This is a genomic window from Actinoplanes sp. NPDC049118 (genome assembly GCF_040648555.1).
Taxonomy (GTDB): domain Bacteria; phylum Actinomycetota; class Actinomycetes; order Mycobacteriales; family Micromonosporaceae; genus Actinoplanes.
Genome location: NZ_JBEZDY010000018.1, coordinates 25,235 through 37,587, shown reverse-complemented (window position 1 = coordinate 37,587; position 12,353 = coordinate 25,235). Strand labels below are relative to the sequence as shown.

The 12,353-nt window shown below is 74.3% G+C and carries 11 protein-coding genes; 3 read left to right on the top strand and 8 right to left on the bottom strand.

Annotated elements, in window-relative coordinates; genetic code table 11:
* Positions 1-11 precede the first annotated feature (11 nt).
* From AB0B58_RS26910 to AB0B58_RS26900, 3 genes are all read right to left on the bottom strand, one after another.
* Positions 12-524 carry a hypothetical protein gene (locus tag AB0B58_RS26910; protein WP_360229096.1) on the bottom strand — a complete coding sequence of 171 codons (513 nt, stop codon included), beginning with the start codon at positions 522-524 and terminating at the stop codon, positions 12-14.
* 345 nt (positions 525-869) lie between these two features.
* Positions 870-1,379 carry a hypothetical protein gene (locus AB0B58_RS26905; protein WP_360229093.1) on the bottom strand — a complete coding sequence of 170 codons (510 nt, stop codon included), beginning with the start codon at positions 1,377-1,379 and terminating at the stop codon, positions 870-872.
* Positions 1,380-1,408: 29 nt separating this feature from the next.
* Positions 1,409-2,398: a hydrogenase expression protein HypE gene (locus tag AB0B58_RS26900; protein WP_360229090.1), complete on the bottom strand. Its 990-nt coding sequence runs from the start codon at positions 2,396-2,398 to the stop codon at positions 1,409-1,411.
* A gap of 225 nt (positions 2,399-2,623) precedes the next feature.
* Here AB0B58_RS26900 and AB0B58_RS26895 point away from each other — a divergent pair, with 225 nt between their 5' ends.
* The 3 genes from AB0B58_RS26895 (at position 2,624) to AB0B58_RS26885 (ending at position 5,283) form a co-directional block, all read left to right on the top strand.
* Positions 2,624-3,247, top strand: a complete 624-nt coding sequence (locus AB0B58_RS26895) for a helix-turn-helix transcriptional regulator (RefSeq protein WP_360229087.1) — start codon at positions 2,624-2,626, stop codon at positions 3,245-3,247.
* Between the two features lie 69 nt (positions 3,248-3,316).
* Positions 3,317-4,927, top strand: a complete 1,611-nt coding sequence (locus tag AB0B58_RS26890) for an FAD-binding protein (protein WP_360229084.1) — start codon at positions 3,317-3,319, stop codon at positions 4,925-4,927.
* Positions 4,924-5,283 carry a ferredoxin family protein gene (locus tag AB0B58_RS26885; RefSeq protein ID WP_360229081.1) on the top strand — a complete coding sequence of 120 codons (360 nt, stop codon included), beginning with the start codon at positions 4,924-4,926 and terminating at the stop codon, positions 5,281-5,283. Before AB0B58_RS26890 ends, AB0B58_RS26885 begins: the two co-directional genes overlap by 4 nt.
* 4 nt (positions 5,284-5,287) lie before the next feature.
* Here AB0B58_RS26885 and AB0B58_RS26880 read toward each other — a convergent pair whose 3' ends face one another.
* The 5 genes from AB0B58_RS26880 to AB0B58_RS26860 form a co-directional block, all read right to left on the bottom strand.
* Complete coding sequence (locus tag AB0B58_RS26880) at positions 5,288-5,926, bottom strand: hypothetical protein (RefSeq protein WP_360229078.1); 639 nt, start codon at positions 5,924-5,926, stop codon at positions 5,288-5,290.
* Between the two features lie 109 nt (positions 5,927-6,035).
* On the bottom strand, positions 6,036-7,211 hold the full coding sequence (locus AB0B58_RS26875) for a sigma-70 family RNA polymerase sigma factor (RefSeq protein WP_360229389.1): 1,176 nt from the start codon (positions 7,209-7,211) through the stop codon (positions 6,036-6,038).
* 20 nt (positions 7,212-7,231) lie between these two features.
* Complete coding sequence (locus tag AB0B58_RS26870) at positions 7,232-7,651, bottom strand: YciI family protein (RefSeq protein WP_360229075.1); 420 nt, start codon at positions 7,649-7,651, stop codon at positions 7,232-7,234.
* 83 nt (positions 7,652-7,734) lie between these two features.
* The gene (locus AB0B58_RS26865; RefSeq protein WP_360229072.1) at positions 7,735-10,017 is read right to left on the bottom strand and encodes an NB-ARC domain-containing protein; all 2,283 of its coding nucleotides are present in this window, start codon (positions 10,015-10,017) and stop codon (positions 7,735-7,737) included.
* The gene (locus AB0B58_RS26860) at positions 10,017-12,332 is read right to left on the bottom strand and encodes an AAA family ATPase (protein ID WP_360229069.1); all 2,316 of its coding nucleotides are present in this window, start codon (positions 12,330-12,332) and stop codon (positions 10,017-10,019) included. Before AB0B58_RS26860 ends, AB0B58_RS26865 begins: the two co-directional genes overlap by 1 nt.
* Positions 12,333-12,353 lie beyond the last annotated feature (21 nt).

Genomic DNA, 12,353 nt, shown 5'->3' with positions numbered 1-12,353 from the left:
GGCGAGCGCCGTCAATTGACGCTCGGCTCGGGTCGGCGCCACACCTGGTAGAGATCGGCGCCGGTGCCGGTGCCGAAGACCCGCAGGACCCGGTCGGCCCGGACGTAGCTCGAGATCTCGGCGGTGACGTCCTGCAGGACGGCCGCCGTGGTGACGACCACGGGCAGGCGGCCGGCGTCGAGGAAGAGGTCGAGGGCGGCCTGCCAGTGGCCCGCCGCGCCGCGGTGCCGGACGTGCATCGCGACCACGTCGTGCCGCGGCAGCCTGCCCCGCAGTCCCGTGATCATGTTGTGTTGTGCGGGGTACGCGCCGGAGGCCACGCCGAAGACCACCAGCAGTTCGTCGGCGACGGCGAGCCGGGCCAGGCTGGCCAGCACCGCATCGTCGGCGGCGTCGCGGTCCTCCAGCACCGCAACCGTCGTCGTCGCGCCGCCGGAGGCCCATCCGTCGAACTCGGCCTGCACCCGCCACCAGGCCGCCTCGGGTTCGCGCACCACAATCGGCGCCGTGCACGTCGCCTGCACCTGGCATTCCTTCCGGCTCCCCGGGATCCGCCGGGTGACCGTTCTGCCGTCGCCGCGAGAGACCGCCGGCGACCGACGCTGAGAGATTCGTTGCCAGATCACGATGCCACCCTTTTGTAGTCACCACGATGCGTCCTACGCACGGTGACCAAGCCTGCACGGTGGATTCCGTTGCCGCCAGCCCCAAGCGTGTCCGCACACATGTGGCGCCGCTCCGGCGCGGTGATGTTCGCAAATGGCCTGGCCAGAGGCCCTTTCGGACACTTGTGTCCGGCCCACGCACGGGGTCGTACACCCTGGTGGGTGACGGGCCACGCTGGACGCCTGCGCGGGCGTGCGCGGAGCTCACGGCACGGCCAGGCCGGGGCGTAATGATACCTGGAGCAGCGGTGGGGGCGGCGGCGGCATCTCCAGGACGACGTCGGTGGCCTCCGGGGCCGCGGACCGGACGGCCGCCTCGATCCGGTCGGCCACCGCCTGCCGGGACGACCGGCATCCGCCGCCGGAGGGCAGGCGCAGGCGTACCACCCCGGCCTCGTCGATGCCGAGGTACTCCGGCTCGTCCACGAGGCGCAGCCGCGCCAGCGCCCGCCGGATCCGCTCGGGGGCGTCCAGCGGATGCAGATCGTGCACCAGCAGCAGGCTCTCCACGAGCGGATCGGCGCAGAGCCCCACGATCTGGTCGGCGGGGAGCAGCGCCGCGATCCGGGTCAGCCCGGCCCCGTAGAGGTGCACCAGGCAGCGGGTCAGCTCCTCGGCGAGGCCGGCGGCGCGCCGATCGGGGCCGGCGCGCAGCTCCGCCAGGAGCTGGTCCACCCGCTGGGCGGCCGCCTCGGCTGCGTCGGGTGCGGTCATCGTGACCTCCAGCTGATCGCGGGTGCGGGTCAGGTCGCCGCCATCCGTACGGTGAAGCCGCGAAGCGTCTGCACGACCGGCGCGAACCCCGCACCGGCCGGAACGGCACCGGCCGCCGGCGCCTCCATGAACGGCATGAACTTGTCGGGAAAGCCCGGCATGGTGCATCCGATGCAGATGCCGCCGACGTTGGGGCATCCACCCACGCCGTTTATCCACCCTCGCTTCGCGACGTTACACCGCACCACCTGACCCCAGCAGCCCACCTTGACCAGGCAGCTCGACGACCCGTACCCGGTCGCGAATTCGCTCTGGTCGTAGAAGGAGGCCCGGTCGCAACCGGCGTGCACGGTCGACTCGAACAGCCACTGCGGACGCAGCGACTCGTCCAGCGCGATCGTCGGCGCCTGCCCGCTGATCTGGTAGAGCAGTTGCAGGATGGTCTCGGAGAGGTTGTCCGGGTGGGTCGGGCAGCCCGGCACGCAGACGATCGGCAGCCCGGTCCTGGACTTCCATTCCCAGCCGAGGTAGTCGGGTACCCCCATGGCGCCCGTCGGGTTGCCGGCCATCGCGTGGATGCCGCCGTACGCCGCGCAGGTGCCGACGGCCATCACCGCGGTCGCCTTCGGCGCCAGCCGGTCGAGCCACTCGGTCGTGGTGATCGGCTGCCCGGTCAGCGGATCGTTGCCGAACCCGCTCCAGTAGCCCTGCTCCTTGTTGCCCTCGTCGGGCACCGAACCCTCGACGATCAGGATGAACGGGTCCAGCTCACCGCGGCCGGCCCGGTGGAACCACTCGATGAAGCTGTCCGCGCCTCCGTCGGGTCCGGTCTCGAACCCGAGGTACGGCCAGTGCAGCGCGATCTGCGGAACGCCCGGCAGGGCACCCAGGATCAGGTCCTCGATGCTGGGCTGCGTCGCGGCCGTCAGCGCCACCGACTCGCCGTCGCAGCTCAGGCCGCCGTTCAGCCAGAGGATGTGCAGCACCTGCTCGTCGCTGTCGGCCCAGGGGACGTTCACAAGCCGTCACCATCCGATCAGCGGTCGGCGCGGGATCCGCGGCCGGCTCGGTCCGCGATCCGGGTCTTGGGCAGGGTCCAGCGTGGCGGCCCTCGATCGAGGCGAGCCTATGCGCTGCGCCGGTCGCGGGAGAAGACGCCGGCCGCCATTGTCACCCGAACGGGTGAGTCCGGCGCCCGTAAGCTCGAACCGGTCGGGACAATCGGAACCGCGGAAGGGGGCGCGATGCCGGCGTCGCTCGAACCAGGCGTGGAGCACATCGAGATCCTGCCGATCGTGGTCGTCGCACAGGACTTCCCGGCGCGGCCTTCCGCGCTTCCGGACGTCCGCGACTTCGTGCGCCGGCAGCTGACCACGACCTCGGTGGCCGATGAGGACATCCGCACCCTGTGCGAGCGGGTCGCCGACGTGCTGCTGGACGCCGCCGGCGTGAGCGGCTCCATCCAGGTCTCGCTGCGGATCTTCCCGACGGCGGCCGAGGTGGACGTGCTCTTCGCGCCGGAGCGGGGCCCGGCGGACGATCGCACCGGGGTCGCGCAGGCCGCGGCGCTGCGCCACGTCGACGCGGCGCGCACCGGCGCCGAGCCGGCGCCCGGCCGCGGCGCCCGGATCGGTGCGCGCCGGCCCGAGCCGGACGCCACCGCACCGATCCCGGCGGCCGCCTCGCCCTCCTTCGCCGCCTGGCTGGCGGCCCGGCTGCGGGCCGAGGGACTGACCATGGAGGCGGCGGCCCGCCGGCTCGAGGTGTCGACGAAGACGATCAGCCGCTGGGTGAGCGGGTCGACCGAGCCCCGCCTGCGCGACCTCTACCGGATCCGCGACGTCTTCGGCGAGCCGCCCTTCCACTGACCCGCATCCACGTCCCACGCCGTAAAACCCTACTTGACAGATAGGTTTTGGGGAATAAGGCTTCGGGACATGACCACGACCGCACTGGACCTCACCGCCGACGTCGCGATCGTCGGCGGCGGTCCCGCCGGCACCTGGGCGGCGCTGACCGCCGCCGCCACCGGCGCCGACGTCCTGCTGCTCGACAAGGGATACTGCGGCACCTCCGGCCCGACCGCCTCCGGCGGCACCGGCGTCTGGTACGTCCAGCCGGAACCCGCGGCCCGAGAGCAGGCCATGGCCGGCCGGGAGGCGCTCGGCGGGCACCTGCAGGACCGGCGCTGGATGGCCCGGGTCCTCGACCAGACCTACGAGAACATGAACCGGCTCGGCACCGAGGCGCGCTACCCGTTCCCGGTCGTCGACGGCCGGGCCCACAAGCGCGGGCTTCAGGGCCCGGAGTACATGCGGCGGATGCGCTCCTGGATCAAGCGGGCCGGGGTGCGGATCCTCGACCACAGCCCCGTCACCGAGCTGCTGGTCGACGCCGCGGGCACGGTCGCGGGGGTGCGCGGACACCGCCGCCAGCACCACACCGGCTACCGGGTGCGCGCCCGCGCTGTCCTCCTCGCCACCGGCGGCTGCGCGTTCCTGTCCAAGGCACTGGGCTGCGACGTCGCCACCGGTGACGGCGCGCTCTACGCCGCCGAGGCGGGCGCGGCGATGTCCGGAATGGAGTTCTCCAACGCGTACGCGATCGCGCCCGCCTTCACCTCGGTGACCAAGACCGCCTACTACGGCTTCGCCACGTTCTTCCGCGGCGACGGGGCCCCGCTCGCCGGTGCCGGCAGCCAGGGCGGCCGCTCGGTCATCGCGAAGGAGCTGCTGCGGACCGGGACCGTGCTGTGCCAGATCGACCAGGCGACCGCGGAACAGCAGGCCCTCATGCGGTCCGGGCAGCCGAACTTCTTTCTCACCTTCGACCGGCTCGGCATCAACCCGTTCACCGACAGGTTCCCGGTGACCCTGCTGCTCGAGGGGACGGTACGCGGCACCGGCGGCATCCAGCTCGTGGACGACGACTGCGCCACGAGCGTCCCGGGCCTGTACGCCGCCGGCGACGCCGCCACCCGGGAGCTGATCTGCGGCGGCTTCACCGGCGGCGGCAGCCACAACTCGGCGTGGGCGATGTCGTCCGGCACCTGGGCCGGCCGCGGCGCGGCCCGCTTCGCGGCGGCGCTGGGCACCTCGGCCGTCAAGCGGCGGCTCACCGGCGCCGGCGGGGTCGCCGTGCGGCCCACCGGCGGCGGGACCTTCGGCGGGGACCCCTGGGCCGAGGCGCAGGACGTGCTGCGGCGCCAGGTGCACCCGTACGACAAGAACTACCTGCGGCACGGCGACCGGCTGCGCCCTGCGCTGGCCGAGCTGGACGAGCTGTGGACCCGGCTGCGCGCCGGCGCCGCCGCGGAACCGGACGGCACGCCCCGGCTGCGGCAGGCCGCCGCGATGGTCGCGCACGCGCGGTGGATGTACACCAGCGCGCTGGCCCGCACCGAGAGCCGAGGGATGGCCCGGCGAGAGGACTTCCCCGACCTCGATCCGGCCCAGCACCGCCGGCTCACCGTCGGCGGCCTCGACGAGATCTGGGTACGCCCGGAGTCCGTGCTCGCCCAGCGCCCGCAGCCGGCGGTGGCGTCGTGATCGAGGTCGTCTCGGCCGGCAGGTGCGTGACCTGCGACGTGTGCATCGCGGTGTGCCCGACCGACGTCTTCGACCGCGGCGCCGACGGCGTCCCGGTCATCGCCCGGCAGAGCGACTGCCAGACCTGTTTCATGTGCGAGGCGCACTGCCCGGCCGACGCGCTGTTCGTCGCCCCGCTCACCCACCCCGCACCACCCGGCTCGCCGCTGCGCGACGAGGACCACGTGGCGCAGACCGGCCTGCTCGGCAGCTACCGCCGGGAGATCGGCTGGGGCCGCGGGCGCCGGCCCGGCGCCCGCAACGCGGTCGGCCCCGAGCTGGGACGCGCCCGGATCACCCCCGAGCAGCGCCCCTGAGGCGCTACCAGCGGTGGGCGATGTCCACCACGATCCGGCTGTGCGTGCCGGGTCCGGCAAGCAGCATGACCCGGAACGGCAGCCGGGCGCGCACACCCACGGCGAAGTTCGTGTAGCCCTCGAAGGATCCGCCGTACACAACGTCGCGCAGTGTGTCGTAGCGCAGCACGTTGGCCACGCGGTCGCCGTCGCGCGCGTCGATCGTCGAGCCGTTGTTCGCGTCGTAGGCCGGGGCCATCAGGGTTACCCAGAGGTGCGCCCCGCCCGCCGTGTACGGGACGAGATCGACGCCCTCGCCGTCGGTGGGCACCTGGGCGCTGTAACGCACCGAGTAGCCCCTCGCCGTGCCGTTGAACTCGAACACCACCCGGTCCCAGCATTCATGCCGGCCGGTCTCCACGGTGAGCAGCGGTGCCGTGCTGAGCGAGCCGGCCGTCTTCTCCGCCGTACCCCAGGTGATGCCGCAGTACGGTGCGGCCGTCGTCGCGGCGGCCAGTGCGGGGACGGCCTGCGCGGCCGCCGGCGCGTCGCCCTGCCCGGAGGACCCCGACGGGGCCGAGCGGCCGCCCGCCGTGCCGCCGCAGGCGGCGAGCGCCAGGCACAGGGTCGCGGCCACGAGCGTCTTGCCAACCGACATTCGCATGTCGCACCTCCAGGTGACGGAAAACAGGAAGCCGGTCACCGTCGACACTAGGCCCGCGGCACAAGGCCCGGCTCATCGAAACGGTCGGAGGTGCGCCCGGCCTCCCCTGTCAGCTCCCGGCGGGACGGCCGGCCCGCGCGCGGGCGGCCTGACGGACCAGGTGGTCGCGCTCGGCGACGTCCGTGGCCCGGCGGGCCGCATCCGCGTACGCCGTGGCGGCGGCGGCCGGGTCGCCGCCGAGCTCGTGCAGGTGGCCGCGGACGGCGTGCCACCGGTGCCGCTCGCCGAGCACCTCGCGCAGCCGGTCGGTCTCGCGCAGGCCGGCGGCGGCGCCGAGGACGTGGCCGACCGCGACCGCGCGCCCGAGCACCGCCGCGGGGTCCTGGCGCACCGGGTCGCCGGTGAGGGCGACGAGGTCGTCGTACCAGGAGAGGATCTGCGGCCAGTCGGTCTCCTCGGCGCTCGCCGCGTCGTCGTGCAGGGCGGCGATGGCGGCCTCGATCTGGTAGCGGCCGGGGCGCCGGGCGGCCAGCGCCGACTGAAGGACGCGCACCCCCTCGGCGATCTCGCGGGTGTCCCACCGGCCGCGGTCCTGCCGGTCGAGCGTGACGATGCGACCCTCGCAGTCGAGTCTCGCCGGGAGGCGGGCGTGGTTGAGCAGCATCAGCGCGAGCAGTCCACGCGCCTCCGGCTCCTCGGTGGCGAGGGTGAGGCGGCGGGCGAGCCGGATGGCCTCCCCCGCCAGGTCCACCCTGCCGGCGTGGCCGGCCGTGTAGACGAGGTAGAGCACGCGCAGCACGACGGCGAGGTCGCCGGGCCGGTCCAGGCGGCGCCCGTGCAGGGCACGCTTGGCCCGGCTGATCCGCTGCGCCATCGTCGCCTCCGGCACGAAGAAGGCGTCGGCTATCTCCCGGGTGGTGAGGCCGCCGACGGCGCGCAGGGTCAGCGCCACCTGGGAGGCGGGCGGGAGGTCGGGATGGCAGCAGCAGAAGAGCAGGAACAGGGTGTCGTCGCCGACCTCGGCGGCGGCGGGCCGCGGCTCGGCGTACGTCGCCTCCTCCCGGCGGTGACGGGCGGCCTCGCTGCGGCGGGCGTCGACGAGCCGCCGGGTCGCGACCGTGACCAGCCACGCGCGCGGGTCGCGCGGCGGGTGCTCCGGCCACACCCGCAGCGCCTCCAGCAGCGCCTCCTGCAGCGCGTCCTCGGCGGCGTCGAAGTCCTCGCCGCGCCGGACCAGGCCCGCGAGCACCCGGGGGACGAGGACGCGCAGCGCGCCCTCGTCCATCCGTCGCGTGGGCTCGTCGATCACGCCGGGTCGGTCGTCGAGGGCGCCTCGGACATGACCTCCCGGACGTCGATCCACTCGTACAGCGGCTCGCCGCCCGGCCCGGGCTCCGAGGAGACGTAGGCCGCGAGCTCGACCGCGCGCTCGTACGACTCGACGTCGATCATGTACCAGCCCGCCACGAGATCGCTGGTCTCCGGCAGCGGGCCGTCGGTGGTGACCGGCGCGCCGTCCGGCCCGCCGTAGCGCACCCAGGTACGCGCCGGCGTCAGCGCCTGCGCGTCGACGTACTCGCCGTTCTTCTCCAGCAGCTCGCTGACGTGCCGGAGAAAGGCCATGTGCGCCTCCACGTCCTCGGGCGCCCACCGATCCATCGGGGGCACCGGACGGTGCGGCTCCGGGCCGCCGCGGTAGTGCTTGAGGAGCAGGTATTTCGGCATGTCGGTCTCCCGGTGTCGTGGGCCGCGTCTGCCGTGGCCCTTCACCTGATGAGCGGAGCCGGCCGGCGCTTCTCGACATGAAATCACCCAGCGGCGGGGAGCAACCCCTCCGCCTCGGCCCAGGCCCGCTCCCGCACCAGGTACGGCGGCATGATCCCGGCCGCCGCGTCGAGGCACTCGCCGCCGGTGGCGGCGTGGGTACGGGCGTCGGCGGCGTTGCCGGCGGCGACGAGCACCCGCGCCAGCAGCAGGTGGGCGCGGGCCGCTCCCCAGTGGTCCTCGAGCTGCTCCGCGGCGAGGACGGAGAGCATGGCGTGCCGGCCGGCCGCGACGAGCGCCTCCGTCCGCCCGGTCGCGGCCGCCGCGAGGTGCGTCTCGAAGTGCGCGCGGGCCAGGTGGTGGTGCAGCAGAGCCTCGCGGTGGGCGTCACCGGCGTAGCGCGCGCACAGCCGGGCGAGGACGGCCGCGGCGCCGTGCGGGTCCGCGGCGCGGGTACGGGCCGCCGCCTGCGCCAGCCCGGACCAGTACTCGTCCGCCGGGTCCGGCCGCGCACCGCCGGGGTCGGACAGCGCGGCGACGCGGTCCGCGCGGGCGGCGAGGTCGGCGTTCTCGGCCGGGAGCATGAGTCTGCGGCCGCACGACAGGTGCCGCGCGGCCCGCTCGGGCCACGGCAGCTGGGCGTACACCTCCGCCGAGGTCAGGTGCGCCAGCACCGCCCGCCGCCGCACCTCCGGACCGTGCCCGTGCGCCGAGAGTTGCGCCACCCGGGCGGCGAGCAGGTCGACGGTCGCGTCGGCGTCGTCGAAGCGGCCGGCGATCGCCTGCACCCGCGCCTGCGCCACGCGGACGTCGAGCTCGCTGGTGACCAGGAAGCCGCTGCCGGTCGCCTTGATCGCCGCCTCGAAGGCCGTGTCGAGGTGCGGGAACGGCTCGGTGAACATCGCGGTGAGCCGCCAGCAGAGATCGGGTTCCTCGTCGACGGCCTCGAGCGCCACCTCGCGCAGGTTCGCCTGCTCGGCGAGCACCCATTCGGTCGCGGAGTCCGCGGGGGCGCGCGGCGACACGGCCGGCGCCCACCCGTGCGTGGCGTCGAAGGCCGGCAGCGGCCGCTGGCCGTGTCCACTGAGCGCCGCGAGGGCCAGCTCGCGGTAGGCCCGGCGCAGCCGGTCCAGCGCGTCGTGGCAACCGGCCAGCAGGTCCGCGTCGCGGTTGAGCTGCGACTCCATGAAGGCCCGGACGACGGGATGGAAGCGGTACCTGGCCATCTCGAAGCGGCGGTCGCGCTCCGCCGGCTGGAGCAGCTGGGCGGTGGTCAGCATGGTCGCCAGCACGTCGCTTGTCGAGATCGGCACCTGGAGCAGCGGGCACAGCACCCAGGACGCGAACGACGGCGACCGCACGAGGGTGAGCAGGCAGATCGCCCGGCGCTCCAGGAGGCTGAGCCGTTCGAACTCCGCCGCGATGCCGGCCGTGACGGCGTCGTCCCAGCGACTCCAGTCGATGTCGGCGGACTTGACCCGCAACAGGGCGGCCATCAGTTCTTCCAGCGTGTGGCCGTCGTAGACGACCCGCTCCGCGACGCTGCGGATCGCCACGGGCAGCCGGCCGCACGCCTGTACCAGGCGGGTGCTGGCGGCGAGGGCGCTGAAGCGGTCCATCGTCGTCACGGCCGTCAGCATGTCGAGCGCCTCGTCCGGCTCCAGCGGCCCGAGCCGGTACGACCAGATACCGAGCTGGGGCCCGAGGTTGCGGCGGCTCGTGATGATCACCGCGCAGTGCGGGGTGCTCGGCAGCACCCCGATCACCTGCGCGGGGTCGCTGGCGGCATCGAGGACGAACAGGATGCGCCGGCCCGCGGTGAGCGCGCGGAAGATGCTCGCGCGCTCCGCCGTGGTCGACGGGATGGCGTCCGGCCAGTGCAGCGCCCGCAGCACGGTGGTGAGGATGTTGCCGGTCGCCAGGGGCTCGCCGGCGTCGTTGAGGTTGACCGTCACCGTCCCGGACGGATAGTCGGCGGTGAGCCGCCGGGCCAGTTCGTGCGCCAGGGCGGACTTACCCACGCCCGGCATGCCGTGTATCAGGATCGCGGCGGCGCCCGTCGCGGGACCGGCGACCCGCTGCGCGCGCATCGTCGCCAGCCGGTTCAGGATGGTCTCGAGTGCGTCGACGCGGCCGACCAGGGTGGACACCGGCCGGGCGGGCCCGTGCCGGCGGGGCCAGACGAGCAGGACGGCGACGGCACCGAGCACCGCCTGGAAGGTGAACAGGTATCGCACCCGCCACGGCCACACGAGCGCCGCCAGCAGCACGACCACGACCAGGATCAGGGCGACGAGGGTGTGGCGCCGCGCCTTCGCCGATGCCATCAGACCTCGGCGAGCCGGGCGCGCGCGGCGACGGCCGGCACCGCCGAGCCGGCGAGGCGGGTCGCCACCTTCGCGGCGGCGCGCAGATCGCCGCAGGCGCTGAAGTCGTCCGCGGCCTCCTGCCAGCGCATGACGGCGCGGCGCCGCTGGCCGTCCGCGGCCGGTCCGCCGGCGCGGCCGGCCGCGCGCAGATGGATGTCGCCGAGCAGCTGCGCCGCATGCGCCTTTCCGAAGCGGTGGTCCATGCGGGTGAAGGCGCGCAGGGCGTCGCGGGACTGCCGCAGCGCCTCGTCGTCGTGGCCGTACCAGTCCAGCAGCAGCGACGCGCGACGGTGTGCGATCCACGCGAGCCAGAGCCGCTGCGCCCGGCGCATCGCCCACTGCTCGGCACGGCGCAGCACCGCCTCGGACTCGTCCATGCGCCCGGCCTTCTGCAGGATGTAGCTCTGCGCCCAGTGCAGGCTCGCCTGCAGGGCCGGCGCCCGGTCGCCGAGGGTGTCGCTGACCCGGAAGGCCTGCGCGACGGTGCCGTGGCCGGCGACGGGCGCCGCCGGGGCGGAGGGGCGGCGGGACTCCAGTACGGCCAGGTCGCGCAGCGCGGAGACCAGCTCCTCGGCCTCGTCGGGCTCGGCCGCGTTGGCGCCGTCGACGACCTGCTCCAGCAGCGCCCGCGAGGACGTGTCGTCGTCGCGGCGCCGCGCCAGCAGCGCCAGGCAGCGCCGGGCCCGCATCGCGGCGACGGCGGAGGGCGTCGCGCCGGCCAGCGCGGCCTCGGCGAGGTCGCGTGCGGACTCGCAGGCGCCCAGTTCCGCCCTGATCTCGGCGAGCGTCGCGAGCGCGAGGCTCTCGCCGCCGGGCTCGCGTTCACGCACGTCGCGGGCCAGCTCGACGGCCCAGCGGCTGGTGCTCAGCGCCTGCGTGAGGCTGCCGGCGGCGAGGTGGGCCATGGCGGCCAGCGTCGCCGCCCGGACGTCCGAGCCGTTGCGCTGGGCGGACCTGTGCTCGTACCGCCTTTCGAGCCGGGCCCGGTCCTGCGGTCTGCTGTCCTCCTCGAACTGTGCCCGGGCGAACTGGAGCACGTCGTCGCTGACCTCGAAGACCGGTACGCCGACGGAGTCCGAGCTGGTGCGCGACAGGAAGCCCGAGATGAGCAGCCGGTCGGCGATCCGGCCGGCCCGGGCGTCATCGCCGTCGAGCATTCCGGCGAGCATCCAGAGCGCGAAGGCCGGCTTGTTGAGCACGCCGATCAGGCGCAGGCCCAGGCGTTCGTCCTCGCCGAGCAGGCTGTAGCCGACCTGTAGCGCGGAGCCGATGTCCGCGCGCGACGTGCCGGCGCCCTGCTGCCGGCGCCGGCCGGCGGCCAGCTCCGCGGCCGGGTCGTCGTAGATGCGCCGCAGGGCGTCGACGTCGGACGGTGACCGGTTGGCGAGTTGGGTCGCCGTCAGCCGGATGGCGTTCGGATGGCCGTGCATCGGTTCGACGATGCGCCGGCAGGTGTCGTCGTCGACGGTCCAGCCCGGCGGGAAGATCGCGCGGAGCAGCTCGACCGACTGCTCGACGGCCAGCGGTTCGAGGGTCACGGCGAACCACTCCGGTCTTTGCGCCAGCGCCGGATCCGAGGTGGTGACGATGACGGCGCATCGCGGGCCGGCCGGCAGCAGGCGCCGCACCACGCCGATGTCGTCCGCGTCGTCCAGGACGATGACGGCCTGGTAGCGCCGGGACAGCCGGTGGTACTGCCGGACCCGGCCGGCCGTGGAGGGCTCGACCGGGTCACCCGGCTGCCGCAGTCCGGTGATGAACGCGCCGAGGGCGTCGTGCACGATCTCGTCGTCGCCCCGTTCGGCACCGGCGGTGCCCTGCCGCCGGCTGAGGTCGGCGAAGAGCTTGCCGCCGGCGTACTGCCCGGCGAGCTCGGTGGCGACCACCGAGGCCAGGGCGGTCTTGCCGATGCCGTACGGGCCGACGATGACGGCGACCGGCACCTCGAACGACGGATTCCGGCTGGTCAGAAACTCGACGAGGCGGCGGCGTTCCTCGGCCCGGCCGACGAACGTCGGCGGGACGGGTGCCACCTCCCACGGCACGAGGTAGTCGCGGGGGCGTGCCGCCGAACGGCGCCGCAGGCGCCGCGGAATTCGCTTGGCCTCGGCGATCCGGGCGGTCAGGATATCGCGCACCGGGCGATCGCGAACGATCCGTCCGAGCAGGAGAGAAAGAATGGGTGCCGACAGCGCGGCGGCGATCAGCCGCGAATATTCCACCGCGCCGGTCGCGCGCAATAATGTTGTCGAGAAGCCGACGATCGCGAGCATTCCGGTGATCCACCTGAGCCA